The 17279-nt window shown below is 62.9% G+C and carries 16 protein-coding genes; 6 read left to right on the top strand and 10 right to left on the bottom strand.

Translation table 11 applies throughout. The features are described 5' to 3' along the window. Window positions 1-191 precede the first annotated feature (191 nt). Window positions 192-1196: a bile acid:sodium symporter family protein gene (locus KO539_RS12855; RefSeq protein WP_176387810.1), complete on the top strand. Its 1005-nt coding sequence runs from the start codon at window positions 192-194 to the stop codon at window positions 1194-1196. On the opposite strand, the gene KO539_RS12850 is transcribed toward KO539_RS12855, so the two are convergent. Beyond that, window positions 1193-1942, bottom strand: coding sequence for a sterol desaturase family protein (locus KO539_RS12850; protein ID WP_219309932.1), 750 nt, complete (start codon window positions 1940-1942; stop codon window positions 1193-1195). The genes KO539_RS12855 and KO539_RS12850 overlap by 4 nt on opposite strands. Before the next feature lie 198 nt (window positions 1943-2140). On the opposite strand from KO539_RS12850, the gene modA reads away from it, so the two are divergent. From modA to KO539_RS12830, 4 genes are read left to right on the top strand one after another with little or no spacing between them, the layout of a single operon-like run. Beyond that, entirely contained in the window at window positions 2141-2899 is a 759-nt protein-coding gene (gene modA, locus KO539_RS12845; protein WP_219309930.1) for a molybdate ABC transporter substrate-binding protein, read from the top strand. A gap of 15 nt (window positions 2900-2914) precedes the next feature. Then, window positions 2915-3586 (top strand): molybdate ABC transporter permease subunit, encoded by a 672-nt coding sequence (gene modB / locus KO539_RS12840; RefSeq protein WP_035823318.1) that lies wholly within the window; start codon window positions 2915-2917, stop codon window positions 3584-3586. Beyond that, window positions 3583-4293, top strand: coding sequence for a sulfate/molybdate ABC transporter ATP-binding protein (locus KO539_RS12835; RefSeq protein WP_225243185.1), 711 nt, complete (start codon window positions 3583-3585; stop codon window positions 4291-4293). Before modB ends, KO539_RS12835 begins: the two co-directional genes overlap by 4 nt. Window positions 4294-4318: 25 nt before the next feature. Then, window positions 4319-5086 carry a TOBE domain-containing protein gene (locus tag KO539_RS12830; protein WP_051959231.1) on the top strand — a complete coding sequence of 256 codons (768 nt, stop codon included), beginning with the start codon at window positions 4319-4321 and terminating at the stop codon, window positions 5084-5086. A 98-nt stretch (window positions 5087-5184) separates the two neighbouring features. On the opposite strand, the gene KO539_RS12825 is transcribed toward KO539_RS12830, so the two are convergent. Then, complete coding sequence (locus KO539_RS12825) at window positions 5185-8265, bottom strand: response regulator (RefSeq protein ID WP_219309928.1); 3081 nt, start codon at window positions 8263-8265, stop codon at window positions 5185-5187. A 239-nt stretch (window positions 8266-8504) separates the two neighbouring features. On the opposite strand from KO539_RS12825, the gene fnr reads away from it, so the two are divergent. Then, window positions 8505-9263, top strand: a complete 759-nt coding sequence (gene fnr / locus KO539_RS12820; RefSeq protein WP_035823313.1) for a fumarate/nitrate reduction transcriptional regulator Fnr — start codon at window positions 8505-8507, stop codon at window positions 9261-9263. Window positions 9264-9266: 3 nt separating this feature from the next. Here the strand turns inward: fnr and KO539_RS12815 are convergent, their stop codons facing one another. The 8 genes from KO539_RS12815 to KO539_RS12780 form a co-directional block, all read right to left on the bottom strand. Then, the gene (locus tag KO539_RS12815; RefSeq protein WP_219309926.1) at window positions 9267-9791 is read right to left on the bottom strand and encodes a FixH family protein; all 525 of its coding nucleotides are present in this window, start codon (window positions 9789-9791) and stop codon (window positions 9267-9269) included. Between the two features lie 54 nt (window positions 9792-9845). Beyond that, window positions 9846-11228, bottom strand: coding sequence for a cytochrome c oxidase accessory protein CcoG (gene ccoG, locus KO539_RS12810; RefSeq protein WP_035823309.1), 1383 nt, complete (start codon window positions 11226-11228; stop codon window positions 9846-9848). Between the two features lie 2 nt (window positions 11229-11230). After that, on the bottom strand, window positions 11231-12151 hold the full coding sequence (ccoP, locus tag KO539_RS12805) for a cytochrome-c oxidase, cbb3-type subunit III (protein WP_219309924.1): 921 nt from the start codon (window positions 12149-12151) through the stop codon (window positions 11231-11233). Further along, on the bottom strand, window positions 12144-12347 hold the full coding sequence (locus KO539_RS12800; protein WP_035823305.1) for a cbb3-type cytochrome c oxidase subunit 3: 204 nt from the start codon (window positions 12345-12347) through the stop codon (window positions 12144-12146). The genes ccoP and KO539_RS12800 overlap by 8 nt, the downstream gene beginning before the upstream one ends. A gap of 1 nt (window position 12348) precedes the next feature. Further along, window positions 12349-12963, bottom strand: a complete 615-nt coding sequence (gene ccoO / locus KO539_RS12795) for a cytochrome-c oxidase, cbb3-type subunit II (RefSeq protein ID WP_035823296.1) — start codon at window positions 12961-12963, stop codon at window positions 12349-12351. Window positions 12964-12978: 15 nt separating this feature from the next. Beyond that, window positions 12979-14406, bottom strand: a complete 1428-nt coding sequence (gene ccoN, locus KO539_RS12790; protein ID WP_035823294.1) for a cytochrome-c oxidase, cbb3-type subunit I — start codon at window positions 14404-14406, stop codon at window positions 12979-12981. A gap of 235 nt (window positions 14407-14641) precedes the next feature. Beyond that, window positions 14642-14818, bottom strand: a complete 177-nt coding sequence (gene ccoS, locus KO539_RS12785) for a cbb3-type cytochrome oxidase assembly protein CcoS (protein WP_219309922.1) — start codon at window positions 14816-14818, stop codon at window positions 14642-14644. A gap of 2 nt (window positions 14819-14820) precedes the next feature. Then, window positions 14821-17259 (bottom strand): heavy metal translocating P-type ATPase, encoded by a 2439-nt coding sequence (locus KO539_RS12780; RefSeq protein WP_219309920.1) that lies wholly within the window; start codon window positions 17257-17259, stop codon window positions 14821-14823. Window positions 17260-17279: the final 20 nt, after the last annotated feature.

The following is a 17279-nucleotide window of genomic DNA, read 5'->3' as shown; positions in this document are numbered from 1 at the left end:
TTTACTCCGGGTTGCCCTGTCTGCGGACGGGGCATTTTTTTGCCCGCGCGGTTTTACCGGGCAAGCCATGCCATCGGGCAATGAGCCGGACAATGCAGGTAGAATAGCCAGCACTGGCGCTGCTCCCGGCGCTGTTTGTCATCCCCGGCACAGCATGCTGTTGCAAGGCTGCGCCGTTACCAGGCTACCGCATGTCCTCTTTTTCTCCCGCTGCCCTGCTGCGCAATCTGAAACCCGATAACTTCACCCTCGCCCTGCTCGTCACCGTGGCGCTGGCCACTTTCCTGCCCTGCACGGGCCAGACGGCCGTGGTCTTCGGCAACATCACCACCGTCGCCATCGGCGCCCTGTTTTTCCTGCATGGTGCCAAGCTGTCGCGCGAAGCCGTGGTGGCCGGCGCCATGCACTGGCGCCTGCACTTGCTGGTGCTGGCCAGCACTTTTGTCCTGTTTCCGCTGCTGGGTCTGGCCCTGCGCCCGCTGGCGCTGACGTTTCTCACGCCCGACCTGTACATGGGCATCTTGTTTTTGTGCGCCCTGCCGTCCACCGTGCAATCGTCGATCGCCATGACGGCGATGGCGCGCGGCAACGTGCCGGCCGCCATCTGCAGCGCCTCGGCCTCGAACTTCATCGGCATTTTCCTCGCCCCCATCCTCGTCGGCTTGCTGGTGGCCAAGGGCGCGGAAAGCAAGTCGTCGGTGGACGCCGTGCTGTCCATCGTCATGCAACTGCTGCTGCCATTTTTGGCCGGCCAATTCCTGCGCCGCTGGATCGGCCGCTGGGTCGACCGCCACAAAGCCACCCTGAAATACGTCGACCAGGGTTCGATCTTGCTGGTGGTCTACACAGCCTTCAGCGAAGCCGTCAGCGAAGGCCTGTGGCATACGATTTCGGTGGAAACGCTGGTCGCCCTGGGCTTGATCAGCACCCTGCTGCTGGCGCTGGTGCTGGGCATTTCCACCTTTGTCAGCCGCCGCCTGGGGTTCAACAAGGAAGACGAAATCGCCATCGTCTTTTGCGCCTCGAAGAAAAGCCTGGCCAGCGGCGTGCCCATGGCCAAGGTGCTGTTTTCCACGCGTTCGCTGGGCATGGTGATTCTGCCGCTGATGCTGTTCCACCAGATTCAGCTGATGATTTGCGCCGTGATTGCGCAAAAGTATGCGCGGCGCGACGAGGCGGCGGTGGCGCGCGTCTAGGGGGTGGACGGGGCCTTGCTGCGCACTGGCCACGTCAGCGCGTCAAGCAAGGTTCCCGGCGCCTTGCCCGTGTCCAGACCCGTCGGTGGATACTCTCCCGCGCGGGGAATATGGTGGGTGCCGAACAGCCGGTCGAAGACGGGGAACAGCCCGGCGAAATTACGGTTGAAATGTTCCGCTTGCACAGAGTGATGAACGCGATGGTACTGCGGTGAATTGAACAGCATCCAGCAGCGGCCAAAGCCGACCCGGACATTCATATGCGGGAAAACATGATACAAGCCCAGGATTCCGTACATTCCCAAAATCACCATATTGGTCTTGAACAAGATCCCCGCAAGCAGATAGATACTCAGTGCCTTGATACCCGCTTCGGCCCAATAGTGCCTGGTCGTGGTGCTGGCATTCATGGCCGCATCGCTGTGATGGAAGGAATGCATGGCCCACAAGGCGGGTATGCGATGTTGCACGCGATGAAAGGCGTATTCCAGAAAATCCATGCAGAAGGCATACACGATGAATGCCGGCGCCAGCATCGAGCCTGACGCGTCGAGATCGATGAGCCCGCCGCCGGCCGCATTGACCAGCCGCACCGTGACGATGGCCGTGAGCGGAGCCAGCATGGCGCCGCTGGCGGCATAGATGACCATATACGCCAGATTGAAGCGCGACGCGCCCGCAGGCTGCTGTTCCAGGGGATGGCGCTTCTCGATGGCCAATGCCAGAAGAATGACCGCCAGCAGCATCGAGGGACCAAGCAGTATCGCCGCATATCCCATCGTTTAACCCTGGAAAATAGTGGATATTCTTCTATTCTTAAAAATAGTCCGGCTATCCCCAACTGTCAATGCCATTGGTATTGCCTTGACCTGGGCAATGGCAGAACGCTATATATCCGTGTATATTACGCTCCTTGTCACCGTTCACTTTACAAGGATACGATCATGCGCCTCACCTCCCTCGCCCGACTCATCGGCACCGCTCTTCTCGCCACCGCCGCCACCTCCGCCCTTGCCGGCGAAGTGGTCGTATCGGCCGCGGCCAGCCTGACGAATGCGTTCAAGGATGCGGCGCAAAGCTACGAGGCGCAGTATCCGGGCAGCAAGGTGTCCCTGAACTTTGCCGCCTCGGGCGTGCTGCTGCAGCAGATCGTCAAGGGTGCGCCCGTGGACGTGTTTGCCTCGGCCGACCAGGAAACCATGGATGCGGCGCAAAAGCAGGGCTTCGTCTTGCCGGTCGACCGCATGGACTTCGTCGGCAACAGCCTGGTGCTGATCGTGCCGCAAGATAGCAAGCTGGGCATCAAGAGCCTGACGGATCTGACGCACAAGGATGTGACCCGCGTGGCCATCGCCAACCCGGCCAGCGTGCCCGTCGGCCGTTACTCCGAAGGCGCGCTGAAGAAGGCGAAACTATGGGACGCCGTGCAAGCGAAGGCCATCGGCACGCAGAACGTGCGCCAGTCGCTCGACTACGTGGCGCGCGGCGAAGTCGATGCGGGCTTTGTCTACGCCACCGACGCGGCCATCATGAAAGACAAGGTCAACGTCGTGCTGGACGTGCCATTGGACGCGCCCGTGCTGTACCCGATCGCCACCATCAAGGGCAGCGGCAATGGGGCCGAAGCGAAGCGCTTCGTCAGCTATTTGCAGACGGCGCCGGCGCAAGCCATCCTCGCCAGGTACGGTTTCAAGAAACCATAAAGCAAACGACTGCGCATGGATATCGCCTGGACCGCGCTGGCCCTGTCGCTCAAAGTGGCGGCGTGGGCCACGGCGCTCAACTTGTTGCTCGGCATCGGTACGGGCTATCTGCTGGCGCGCACGCGTTTTCCCGGGCGCGAGTTGCTCGACGCCCTGTTGACCCTGCCGATGGTGATGCCGCCCACCGTGCTCGGCTATTACCTGCTGGTATTGCTGGGCCGGCGCGGTACCCTTGGCATCTGGCTGCAGGATAACTTCGGCATCAACCTCATCTTTACGTGGCAGGGCGCCGTCATCGCTTCCACGGTGGTGGCCTTTCCCCTCGTCTTCAAGCCTGCGCGCGCCGCCTTCGAGGCCGTCGACGGCCAGCTGGAGCAGGCGGCCCGCGTGCTGGGCATTTCGGAAATGGCGATCTTTTTCCGCGTCACGTTACCGCTGGCCTGGCGCGGCATCCTCGCCGGCGTGCTGCTGGGTTTTGTGCGCGCGCTGGGTGAGTTCGGCGCCACCCTGATGGTGGCCGGCAGCATTCCCGGCAAGACGCAAACCCTGTCGGTGGCCGTGTTTGAAGCCGTGCAGGCGGGCAAGGATGACTTGGCCAATACGCTGGTCTTGATCACCTCCCTGGTCTGTATCGTGGTGCTGCTGACTGCTGGTCGCCTGGCGCCCGGGCGCGTCGCTCATAAATGACCACTATGCAACTCGACCTCGACCTCCGCGCCACCTTGCGCTCCGGCAAACGCCGTTTCGACCTGCAGGTGCGATGCACCTCCGGCAGCCAGCGCATCGCCATGTATGGCCCGTCCGGCGCCGGCAAGAGCATGACCCTGAAAGCCATTGCCGGACTCTTCACGCCTGATGCAGGCCATATCCGCCTGAACGGGCGCACCCTGTTCGATTCGGCCGCCGGCATTAATCTGCCGCCGCAGCAGCGCAACGTCGCCTACCTGTTCCAGGATTACGCGCTGTTCCCGCATCTGACGGTGCGCCAGAACGTGGGCTTCGGCCTGGCGCGCGGCTGGTTCAACCCGCGCGCGCGCGAAAAATTGCAGAAAGTCGAGCATTGGCTCGATGCCTTCCACTTGCAGGAACTGGCGCATCAGTTCCCCGACGAGTTGTCCGGAGGCCAGCGCCAACGGGTGGCGCTGGCGAGGGCACTCGTGGCCGAGCCGAGCGCGCTGCTGCTCGACGAGCCGTTTGCCGCCCTCGATCCGGCCCTGCGTGTCAAAATGCGGCTGGAACTGAGCCAGTGGCAACAGCGCCTGGACGTGCCCATGATCCTGATCACGCACGATCCGGAAGATGCGCGCATCCTGGGCGAGCACGTGCTGTACTTGCGCGACGGACAGATCGATAACAGGGAAGACCACATGGCATTGGGTGAACGCATTGGATAAAATCGGCTTGCAAGGCTCGGTATGGATGACGGTGGGCGGAGAAAACCTGGGCGGCGCCGGCCGGGTGGAATTGCTGGGCGCCATCGCCGAATGCGGTTCCATCACGCAGGCGGCCAAGCTCGTCAAGATGAGCTACAAGGCGGCCTGGGACGCCATCGATGCGATGAACAACCTGGCTGGCGAACCGCTGGTCGAGCGCCTGACGGGCGGCAAGGGCGGCGGCGGCACGCGGCTGACGCCACGGGGGCGCCAGCTGGTCGACAATTTCCGCATCATCGAGCGCGAGCATGCCCGCTACCTGCGCCAGTTGGGCAGCCAGGCCGAAGGCATCGCCGACGACCTTTTACTCATACGGAGAATGGCCATGAAAACGACGGCACGCAATCAATTCCTGGGCAAGGTGGCCGAACTGAAACAGGGCGCCGTCAACGACGAAGTCACCCTGGAATTGCCCGGCGGCCAGCACATCGTGGCCATCGTCACGCAGGGCAGCAGCGCCAGCCTGGGCCTGGTGCCGGGCGCGGAAGCGTTCGCGCTGATCAAGGCTTCGTCCATCATCCTCGTGGCCGACAGCGAAGGCGCGCGCTTTTCCGCGCGCAACCAGCTGGCCGGCACGGTCACGCGCGTGCAGACGGGGGCCGTCAACACGGAAGTGGTGCTGGACTTGCCGCGCGGCGGCACGATTGCCGCCATCATCACGAATCAGAGCAGTACCGACCTGGGTATCGCGCTTGGCAGCAGCGTGACGGCGATGTTCAAGGCGTCGAGCGTGATTCTGGGCGTACCCGCATAAGTGCGTAGGTCGGATTAGCGCTTGCGCGTAATCCGACATGATCCGCCAACAATGTTGTCGGATTACGCGGCGTGCCGCCGCTAATCCGACCTACCTTTTTAATCTTTTAGCCTCGACAACCAATCCGCCGCAGCCGCCAGCGCCAGTTCCAGCTCCTGCGCCGTGTGCGCCAGCAGGCTTGGGACTTCGTCCAGGCGGCCAGCATCGATGGCTTCCTCGGTGGCGAACGCGGCGCGGATCAGGCGTTTCGTGCCCAGGGTGCCGACGGAGCCGCGCACGCTGTGCAGGATGCGCGCCACGTCGCTGTGGCGGCCAGCCTGCAACGCCGTTTCGGCGTCGCGCACGGGCGTCATGCCCTTGTTCAGCGCGTCTTCCACCATGCGCCGCAGCACGCCGCGCCCCTTCGCGTCGCGTCCCATCACGCGCATCAGCGGCGCCATGGAAAACACTTCCTCATCGGCAACTGTCACCGGCTCGGCCGTCTGCACTGGCGGGCGCTTGGGCAGGTGGCGCAGGATGACTTCCATCATCTCTTCCACCACGACGGGCTTGGCGATGAAATCGCTGATGCCGGCCGTCATGCAGCGCTCGCGCTCGGACGCCAGCACGCCGGCCGTCATGGCGATCACGGGCAGGCCCAAGCGCAGTTCCGTGCGGATGATGTGGGTGGCGCTGAAACCGTCCATGACGGGCATCTGCATGTCCATCAGCACGATGTCGTAGCGCAGCGCTTCCGTGCGCAGCCGTTCCACGGCTTGCAAGCCGTCGCCCACCACGTCCAGGGTGGCGCCCATGTGTTCGAGGATGCCGCGCGCCACGGCCTGGTTCAAATGATTGTCTTCCACCAGCAGGAAATGCACGCCGGCCAGTTCCGTGCCCAGCGGCTGGTGCAAGATGCGCTGTTCGCCGCCGTCGTCCTTGGCGATCAGCGCCTGGTGCAGGGCATCGAACAGGCTCGATCCCGTGATCGGCTTCATCAGCACGACGTCGGCCTCGGCCGCGCTGGAGATTTCCTCCAGGTGGTTGCGGGCGAAGGCGTTGACCATCACCACGATGGGCTGGCGCTGGCCGCTGGCCGCCTGGCGGATGGCCTTGGCCGTGGCCAGACCGTCCATGACGGGCATGTGCCAGTCGGCCAGCACCACGTCGTACGGTTGCTGCTGCGCCAGCCGTTCGCGGTACAGTTCGATGGCGGCAAAGCCGGAGTCCACTTCGTCGGCCAGCCAGCCCCACGCCTCGATCAGCTTGACGATCAGTTCGCGCGTGGTGCGGTTGTCGTCGGCCACCAGCAGGCGCAGCTGTCCCAGAGCCGGCGTGCGCCGCGTTTCCGCCGGTTGCGCCAGCATCTCGAAGGGCACGCTGAACCAGAAGCGGCTGCCCTTGCCTTCGCTGCTGGCGACGGCGATGTCGCCGCCCATCATGTGGATCAGCTGCTTGCTGATGGCCAGGCCCAGGCCCGTGCCGCCGAAGCGCCGCGTGATGCTCTGGTCACCCTGCGAAAACGCGGCAAACAGCTGCTGTTGCTGCAGTTCCGTCATGCCGATGCCCGTGTCGCGCACTTCGAAGCGCAGCCAGGCGCGGCCGCTCTCGCTCTTGCTCTCGGCCAGGCTGACGGCCACTACCACTTCGCCGCTCTCGGTAAATTTGATGGCGTTGCCGGCCAGGTTGACGAGGATTTGCTGCAGGCGCTGGGCGTCGCCCACGAGGCGCCGCGGCACGTCGGGTTCGACGGCGATGGCCAGTTCCAGCTCTTTTTCGCCCGCATTCATCGTCATCGTCGTGGCCAGGGTATTCATGACTTCGTCGAGGTCGAATTCGACGGGCGACAATTCCATGCGGCGCGCCTCGATCTTCGAATAGTCGAGCACGTCGTTGAGGATGCCCAGCAGCGACTGGCCCGCCACGCGCACCATGGTCAGATACTTGCGCTGTTCCGTGTCGAGCCTGGTATTGCCCAGCAAATACACCATGCCCAGCACGGCATTGAGGGGCGTGCGGATTTCATGGCTCATGTTGGCCACGAAATCGCTCTTCGCGCGGTTGGCCGCCTCGGCCCGGTCGCGTTCCTGCTCCAGCTCCGCCGCGCGCGCTTCGAGTTCCTGCTGCAGGCGGTCGCGTTCGCTCATCAGGCCGTTGAACGCTTCCGTCAGTTCGCCGATCTCGTCGCGCTGCTGCACCGGCACGGGGGTAAAACGGCTGCCGCTGGTGCGCAGGGCCAGCAGGGTGTCGCGCAGGCGCACCAGCGGCGACAGCAGGCGCACGGTGACCCAGCCCAGAACAAAGGCGGCCAGCAGCGAGGCGAGGATGCTCCACAGCACCAGCCGGTACAGCACGCCATCGAATGGTTCGAAGGCATCGTCGACGGGCAGCGAGCTGGCCAGCAGCCAGTTCACCGATTTCAGGCGCTTGAAACTGTTGACTGCCGTGATGCCGCGGCTGTTGGTGCTGACCATGCTGCCTTCGCCATCTTCCTTCAGCAGCTGGGTCGTCGTCAGGTTGGCGTTCGGCTGGCGCGGCTGCAGCAAGCGGCTCGTATCGGGGTGCAGCACGTAGCGCGGCACGGCGCCGCGCGTGAGGATGAAGTAATAGCCGCTCTTGCCGACCTTTTCCGAGCGCAAACGCCCCAGCAGATTGTCCTTGTACAGGCGCAGCACGCCGATCACCACGCCGGCCACCTGGCCATCGGCGGTGAGCACGGGCGCCACCATCTGCACGATGGGCATGCCGCTCGACTTGCCCAGCATCGGTTCGGTGATCATGGGCTGGTGCGTGCGCAGCACGGTCTGGAAATACTCGCGCTCGGCAACATTGATGCCGGCGCGCCCCGGCACTTCCGGCATGTCGGCCACGACGGCGCCTTGCGCGTCGAGCACCAGCACGTCGTCGAACAGCACCAGCATCGAGCGGCGCGAATAGTATTCGCGCAATTGGGCGGGCCGGGCGATCAGTTCCGGCGGCTGCTGCCGGGCCGTCAGGGTGACGATTTGCAGCAGCATGCCCAGCTTGTCGTCGAGCTCGGCAGCGGTGCGGCTGATCAGGGATGACTGCTGGCTCAGCAGTACTCGGGTGAAGTCGTCGCGCATGTGCTGCACCTGGATCATGGTGACCAGCGCGATCATGGCGATCGAGGTCAGGCTGGTGGCCAGCGCGACTTTTGCTTTGATGCCGAGAGGCTTCATGATTTCCTTTTCAGTACCGGACGGCACAGGCGGCAAGTAATGCTGTCAGGAATTTTCCTATCAATACCCCAGCTTGGCAAGCGGCGCCGCGCAAATTGCCCTCCCCGCATGGGCTTTTGACGATGTTGCCATATAATTAAAGGCTGGACGTCGTTTATTCAGCGAAATTGCGGTGAAATTGGCACACGGCAACCCTGTATGCAGTAAACTTGTTGTTGCATTTTCTAAAAGGTACCGACATGACTGAAGCGCTACTCACTCCAACCTTGCCTACAGTGAACGTGGAAGCGTTGCGTGCGCGATGCTCGACCTGCAGCATGCATCAATTGTGCCTGCCGATGGGCCTCGATATGGGCGACATGGACAGGCTGGACCAGATCATCGGCCGCCGCCGCAAGATCGTGCGCGGCGCCTCGCTGTTCCGCATCGGCGACTCGTTCCAGAACCTGTACGCGATCCGCCTGGGGCACTTCAAGACGTACCAGATCAATCCCGGTGGCGAAGAGCAGGTGACGGGTTTTCAGATGGCCGGCGAACTGCTGGGCATGGACGCCATCAGCGCCGACCGCCACCACTGCAATGCGGTGGCGCTGGAAGACAGCGAAGTGTGTGAAATCCCGTTTTCCAGCCTGGAACAATTGCTGGGCAATATGCCGACCCTGCTGCGCCATTTCCACCGCATGATGAGCCAGGAAATCACGCGCGAGCAAAGCGTCATGCTGTTGCTGGGCAATATGCAGGCGACGCAGCGTTTTGCCGCCTTCATCGTCAACCTGGCGTCGCGCTATGAAGCGCGCGGCTATTCGAGCAGCAAATTCCAGCTGCGCATGTCGCGCGAGGAAATCGGCAACTACCTGGGCCTGACCATCGAAAGCGTCAGTCGTTTATTGTCGAAATTCAAGAAGGAAGGCTGGCTGCGCGTCTCGAACCGAGAAATTGAAATCTTGCAGCCGGCAAAACTGAAGGCCATCACGGCCGGTACCGACGTCTGCAAATAAGGCCTACAGCTCTTCATCGGCGTGCAGCGCGATGCTGCGTTGCAGCGGCCAGGTCCAGATGCCGGACAGGCGCCACTCGCGTTTGTCGTTTTCCACCAGCACTTGCCAGCGGCTGCGCTCGAGCATCGGCAGCGCCACCGAGAAATTGCCGGCCGCATCGGGCCGCACCAGCAGCTTGATGTCCTTTTCCGGCAGGGTCGCATGCGCCAGGTGCAGCTGCAGCGGGCCCTGGTATGCCTTGCCGAAGCTGTGCACGGAACCACTGAGGCGCGCTGACGCCACGTCGTAGGACAAGCTGGTAGCCATCGCCAGGTCGCTGGCGATCGTGTCGCGCTTCAAATCCTGGTTGATCGCCTTGCCCTGCTTGTAATAATCGCCCACCACCAGCGCATCGGGCTGCGTAAACGCGATATAGCCCATGAAGCTGCCGACGACCACGGACAGGCCGGGGCCGATCATCAGCAGCCATGGCCAGCGATGCTTGTACCACGGTGCAACGGGGGCTTGCAGTTTCAGACTGTCGGACATGGTATTTCTCCTGTGTAAACGGCCAGTCCCCATGCGGGAACCGGCCTTCCTGCTTTAACGCGGCACGATGAATACCGCGCTTTCGCGCACGTGCAGCGAGGGATTGTCCAGCGATTGCAATTCGATCGCAATCTTGTTCGAACCCTTCTCGCCGACGCCGTGCGGCACGCGCAGGCGGATCGGCCAGCCCAGCGTTTCCGTCGGCTGCAAGGTCACTTCTTCGCGCGTCAGCAAGGTCAGGCCCGGCAAGCCGGAAGCGCTGATCTTGAAATGCTGGCTTTGCTCCGAGGTGTTCATGATCTGCAGGCGGTAGACGTTTTCGATCATGCCGTCTTCCACTTCGCGTCCCATCGAACCGCGGTCGCGGATCACGTCCATTTTCAGGGGCGTGCGCAGGGCCAGCGACGTACATACGGCGATGATGATCAGGGCCAGGATGGAAGTGTAGATCAGGACGCGTGGGCGCATGGCGCGCTGGCGTATCTGCTTCGAATTGAAGTTGTTTTCCATCGCATGGTCGGTGCTGTAGCGTATCAGGCCACGCGGCCGCTCGACCTTGTCCATCACGCTGTTGCAGGCATCGACGCAGGCGGCGCAGCCGATGCATTCATACTGCAGGCCGTTGCGGATATCGATACCGGTCGGACACACCTGCACACACAGGGTGCAGTCGATGCAGTCGCCCAGCTTGTCGTTGTTGCCGGCCTTCTTGCTCATGGCGCCGCGTGGTTCGCCGCGCTTGGCATCGTAGGTGATGATCAGGGTGTCCTGGTCGAACATGGCGCTCTGGAAGCGCGCGTAGGGGCACATGTATTTGCACACCTGCTCGCGCAGCCAGCCCGCGTTGCCGTAGGTTGCCAGGCTGTAGAACAAGACCCAGAACCATTCCCAGGGACCGAAATTCAAGGTGGTCACCGACTGCGCCAGTTCCTTGATCGGCGTGAAGTAGCCGACAAAGGTAAAGCCCGTCCACAGGGCGATGGCGCCCCATGCCAGGTGCTTGGCCGTCTTCTTGAACGCCTTGCGCACGGAGGGGCCCTGCTTGTCGAGGGCCATGCGCGCGCTGCGCGTACCCTCGATGCGGCGTTCGACCCACAGGAAAATTTCCGTGTATACCGTTTGTGGGCAAGAGAACCCGCACCACACCCGCCCGGCAATGGCCGTGACGAGGAACAACAAATACGCACAGATGATCAGCAGGGCCGCCAGATAGATGAAATCCTGGGGCCACAGCACGACGCCGAAAATGTAGAACTTGCGCGTGGTCAAATCGAACAGCAGGGCTTGCCTGCCATTCCAGGTCAACCACGGCAAGCCGTAGAACGCCAGCTGGGTAAGCCATACGCATACCCATCGCCAGGTAGCGTAGCGTCCTTTGGCCTCGCGAGGGTAGATTTGCTCGCGGGCCGCATACATCTTGATGACTTGAGGTTCCATTTTTACTTGGCGGGTGCCTGCGGATTCGACAGGCTCCAGACATACGCCGACAGCACGTGTACCTTGGATTCGCCGAGGAAATCGCTGAAGGCCGGCATGGTGTTGCTGCGTCCCTTGCGTACGGTTTCCATGATGGTGTCGGCGCTGCCGCCGTACAGCCAGGTCTTGTCCGTCAGGTTCGGCGCGCCGAGCATCTGGTTACCCTTGGCATCGGCACCATGACAGGCCATGCAGGCGCCAAACTTGGCCTTGCCCAGCACCGACTTGACGGGATCCGAGGTCGAACCGGACAGGCTCAGCACATAATGGGCCACGTTCTCGACATCCTTTTCGGAGCCCAGGGCGGCGCCCATCGGTGGCATCTGCCCATTGCGGCCGTGCAGGATGGTGGTCTTGATGATGTCGGGTTCGCCGCCATACAGCCAGTCCTTGTCCGTCAGGTTGGGGAAGCCCTTGTTGCCGCGCGCATCCGAACCGTGGCATTGCGCGCAGTAGGTCAGGAACAGACGCTGGCCGATGGCTTGCGCCTGCGGATCGGCGGCCACCGTCTTCAAGTCCTGGCTCAGGTACTTGTTGAACAGGGGACCGTAGTCGGCTTCCGCCTTCTTCAGCTCTTCCTCGTACTGGCCCGTCGATTTCCAGCCCAGGCTGCCGGCATAGGTGCCCAGGCCCGGATACAGGAACAGGTAGGCCAGGGCGAAGACGATGGTGATGTAGAACAACCACATCCACCAGCGCGGCATCGGCGTGTTGAGTTCCTTCAAGTCCTCGTCCCAGACGTGGCCCGTGGTGCCGTCGGCAGGGGCGCCCTCGACCACTTTGATTTTCGACTGCGAGTACAGCAGCACGCCGCAGCCGATGATGCCCAGCAGGGACAGCACGACGATGTAGATATTCCAGAAGCCATTGGTAAAGTCAGCCATGGTGATGCTCCTTCGCCAGGTTCATCTCGGCCTCGGCCGGATAGTCGAGCGCGTCATCGGCGAACGGCAGGCGTGCCGCCGCGTCGAAGTCGCTGTTGCTGCGGCTGAACGTCCACCACAGGATGCCCACGAACGTCGTAAAGGAAACCACCGTCATGACGCTGCTGGCGCTGTCAAACAGGTTTTCGATTGCCATGCTAATTCCTTGTTTTGATTAATGTACCGAGGCCTTGCAGATAGGCGACCAGGGCGTCTTCTTCCGTCTTGTCCTGCAGCTGCGCGGGGCCGGCGGCGATCTCTTCATCGCTGTACGGCTGGCCCAGGCGTTTCAGGGCGCGCATCTTCGGCATGATTTCGTCAGGCACCAGCTTGGTCTTCGCCAGCCAGGGGTAGGACGGCATGTTCGACTCGGGCACCACGTCGCGCGGGTTGTTCAAGTGCGTGCGGTGCCATTCGTCGCTGTAGCGCGCGCCCACGCGGGCCAGGTCGGGCCCCGTGCGCTTGGAACCCCACTGGAACGGATGGTCGTAGACGAATTCGCCAGCGACCGAATAGTGGCCATAGCGTTCCGTTTCCGCGCGCAGCGGACGCACCATCTGCGAGTGGCAGTTGTAGCAGCCTTCGCGCACGTAAATGTCGCGGCCCGCCAGGCGCAGCGGCGAATACGGCTTCAGGCCGGCGACCGGCTCCGTCGTGCTCTTCTGGAAGAACAGGGGAACGATCTCGACGGCGCCGCCGATGCTGATCACTACCGTGACCAGGGCGATCAGCAGCCAGGGGTTTCTCTCAATCCATGCATGTGAAAATTTCATTTGCTTATGCTCCTATCAGGCGTGCGCCGCGTTCAGTTCCGGAATGCGGGCGACGGGGAGTTTGCTGCCGCGCAAGGTCATCCAGGTGTTGTAGCCCATGATGCACATACCCGACAGGTACAGCAGGCCACCGGCCACGCGCACCACGTAGTACGGATACGTCGCTTTCACGCTCTCGACAAAGGTGTAGGTCAGGGTGCCGTCCGGATTGACCGCGCGCCACATCAGGCCCTGCATCACGCCGGCGATCCACATGGCGGCGATGTACAGCACGATGCCGATGGTGGCCACCCAGAAGTGCACGTCGACCAGGCGCGTGCTGTGCATCTGCGTGCGGCCCGCCAGGCGTGGCAGCAGATAGTAGATCGAACCCATGGTGATGAAGCCCACCCAGCCCAGAGCGCCCGCATGCACGTGGGCAACGGTCCAGTCGGTGTAGTGCGACAGCGAGTTGATGGTCTTGATCGACATCATCGGACCTTCGAAGGTGGCGATGCCGTAGAACGACAGCGAGACGATCATGAATTTCAGGATCGGATCGGTGCGCAGCTTGTGCCAGGCGCCCGACAGGGTCATGATGCCGTTGATCATGCCGCCCCAGCTTGGTGCCAGCAGGACCAGCGAGAAGACCATGCCGATCGATTGCGTCCAGTCAGGCAATGCCGTGTAGTGCAGGTGATGCGGGCCCGCCCACATGTAGGTGAAGATCAGCGCCCAGAAGTGGACGATCGACAAACGGTACGAGTACACGGGGCGCTCGGCCTGTTTCGGGATGAAGTAGTAAACCATGCCCAGGTAGCCGGCGGTCAGGATGAAACCCACCGCATTATGGCCGTACCACCACTGGATCATGGCGTCCTGCACGCCCGCATACGCGGAATACGACTTGGTGAACGAGGCTGGCATGACGGCGCCATTGACCACGTGCAAAATCGTCACGGCCAGGATGTAGGCACCGAAGAACCAGTTGGCCACGTAGATGTGTTTTACCTTGCGCTTGATCAGGGTGCCGAAGAACACGATGGCGTAGGCGATCCAGACGATGGCGATGAGGATGGCGATAGGCCATTCCAGTTCCGCGTATTCCTTGCCGCGTGTCATGCCCATGGGCAGGGTGACGACGGCGCACAGGATCACCGCTTGCCAGCCCCAGAAGGTGAAGGCGGCCAGTTTGTCGGAAAACAGGCGCACCTGGCAGGTGCGTTGGACAACGTAGTACGAGGTAGCGAACAGGCCGCAGATGCCGAAGGCGAAAATCACCGCATTCGTGTGCAGCGGACGCAAGCGTCCGTATGTCAGCCATGGTATATCGAGGTTCAGGGCAGGCCAGGCCAACTGAGCGGCGATGATAACGCCAACCAGCATGCCGATGATGCCCCATACCACAGTAGCGACCGCGAATTGCTTCACGATCTTGTAGTTATAGTTCAGCGATTGATCCACAAAGACTCTCCCTGGAATTACTATTTATGATGGTGGCCAGAGAGTAAGTGTTTGACCGAGAAAAAACTTTGATGTGGATCAAAATTCCCCGGATGAAATAAGCGTAGCGAACTGGCATCGAAATAAAGTGATATTTCGGTCAAATTCCGCTCAAAAAAGCCATGCAAGATCCCTGCAACAGGAGGAATGTGGGGCAGACGCGCCGGCCATGGGGACGCCGGCCGGGCTGATGCGCTCAGGGATGCGGTTCGTTGGGCGCCGGCGTGGCCGTCGTATCGTCGTCCTGCAAGACGCGCAGGCCCGGTCCGACGAGGTCGTCGAACTGGCCGCTGTCCGAGGCCGTGAAATACACCCACAGGGCGATGAAGACGACGACGACGCTCAAGGGGATGAGGAGATACAGTGCTTCCATGTTCAGGCTTTCCGCAGGCGCAGGGCGTTGGCGATGACGACGGCCGAGCTGGCAGCCATGCCGACGCCGGACAGCCAGGGGTTCAAAAAACCCAGCGCGGCGGCCGGGATGGCCGTCAGATTGTACAGGGTTGCCCAGCCCAGGTTTTCGCGGATGATGCGCATGCTGCGCGCGGCCGTCTTCGCCGTGTCGAGCACGGACACCAATTGGTTTGAGAGCAGCACCGTGTCCGCATGCGCCTGCGCCAGGGCGGCGCCGGAACCCATGGCGAACGACACGTCGGCGCCGCTCAGCACGGCCGCGTCGTTGATGCCGTCGCCGACCATCGCCACGACGGCGCCAGTCGCCTGCAACTGCTGCACGAAATCGAGCTTTTCATCGGGCAGGCATTCGCCGCACGCCGTGTTGATGCCCAGTTCCGTCGCCACGCTTTGCGTCAGCGCTTCCTGGTCGCCACTGAGCAGCACGACTTGCTTGCCGCGCCGGTGGAAATACGCGACCACGTCGCGCGCTTCCGGGCGCAGCGCGTCGCTGAGTAAAAAGCGCGTCAGCCAGCGCCCTTGCGTGCCCAGGTACAGCGGCGTCATGCCCTGCATGCCAACGGCCGTGTCGCCCAGCGGCGGACCGGCGATGGCGGCGACAAAGGCCGCGTTGCCCAGGCGGTAGCGCACGCCGTCGACGACGCCTTCGAGGCCCTGGCCCTGCACTTCCTGCAATTGTTCCGCATGCATGCGCGGCTGCTGTCCTGGCAACCCTTCTGCCGCCGTCAGGATCGCCTGCGCCAGCGGATGGGCGCTGCCCGCTTCCAGCGCGGCGGCCACTTGCAGGCACGCGTCCTCGCTCAGGCTGCCGAGTCCCTCGATTTGCCGCAGCACGGGCCGGCCCAGGGTCAGTGTCCCCGTCTTGTCGAAAACGATGTGGGTGGCGCGGTGCAGGGTTTCCAGCACATGCGGCTGGACGATCAGCACGCCGCGCCGCAGCAGGCTGTCGGTGGCGGCCGCCAGCGCCGTCGGCGTGGCCAGCGACAGCGCGCACGGGCAGGATACGACCAGCACGGCAATTGCCACGGGCCAGGCCTGCGCCGGGTCGTGCCAGCTCCAGAAGGCGAACACGGCGACGGCGAACAGCAGCAGGCCCAGCACGAACCAGGAGGCCACTTTATCGGCCCACTGCGCGATCTGCGGCTTGCCGCTGCCGGCCCGCTCGATCAGTTTCAATAAATCGGACAGGGTGCTTTCGCGCGCCGGTTTGAGCACGCGCAAGATGAGCGCCGCGCTGGCGTTGATCGCCCCGCCCGGCACCTGTTCGCCCGTTTTCCTGCGCTGGGCCGCGCTTTCACCCGTCAGCAGCGACAGGTCCAGCGCACTGCTCCCCTCGACGATGACGCTGTCGGCGGCGATCGCCTCGCCCGGTTTGACCAGAATCACGTCACCGACGGCCAGGCTGCCGGCCGGCACCAGGGTGGTGGCGCGGTTGTCGGGAAAGCCCGCCATCAAGGAAGCGGAGGCGGGCAAGGCGTGCTGCAGGCGTTCGAGCGCCGAGGCGGCCTTGCGGCGCGCCTGCAACTCGAAATAGCGGCTGCACAGCAAGAGAAAAATGAACATCGTGGCCGAGTCGTAATACACCTCGCCGCGGCCCGTAAAGGTCGCCACCACGCTGCCGAAGAAGGCCGCCAGGATGCCCAGCGCGACGGGCACGTCCATGCCCAGGGTGCGTGCGCGCAAGCTGGCCCAGGCGCCCTGGAAAAACGGCATGGCGGAGTAGCAGATGGCGGGCAAGGTCAAGAGCAAACTGGCCCAGCGCATGAGGCTGGCCATATTGTCGTCCAGGGTGCCATCCTCGGCCAGGTAGGACGGCGCCACGTACATCATCACCTGCATCATCGACAGGCCGGCGACGAACAGCTGGCGGCCCAGCGTTTTGCTGGCTTTTTGCAGGCGCTCGCCATGGCGCACGGCGTCATACGGATAGGCCGTGTAGCCCACTTGCCGCACGGCTTGCAGGATGTCGCCCGGTTCGCATTCGGCGCGGCTCCAGCGCACATACAGGCGCTCCGTGGCGACGTTCAGGCTGGCTGCCTGCACGCCGGGCAGGCGAGTTAATTGACGCTCGATCAGCCAGACGCAGGCGGCGCAGCGGATGCCTTCGACGGACAGGGTCGCTTCGCAGCTGCTGGCGTCGCGCGCGAATTGCGCGTCGTCATTGCTGTACAGGCGCAACTCGGGCGGCACCATGGTCGCATCGGCTGCATTGACGGCGTATTCGTCGCGGTCGCGGTAGTACGCGCTCTGGCCGATGTCGACGATGGTTTGCGCCACGGCTTCGCAGCCGGGGCAGCACATGGCGCGCGGCACGTCGTCGATGGTGACGAGCCAGCTGGAACCGGCGGGGACGGGCAAGCCGCAATGGAAGCAGGCGGAGGGTTGTAGAACAGCATTCATAGGTGTGTTTTCATGCGTCT

The sequence above is a fragment of the Janthinobacterium sp. NKUCC06_STL genome (genome assembly GCF_019345455.1).
Classification (GTDB): domain Bacteria; phylum Pseudomonadota; class Gammaproteobacteria; order Burkholderiales; family Burkholderiaceae_D; genus Janthinobacterium; species Janthinobacterium rivuli.
This window is presented reverse-complemented; position numbering and strand designations above follow the sequence as displayed.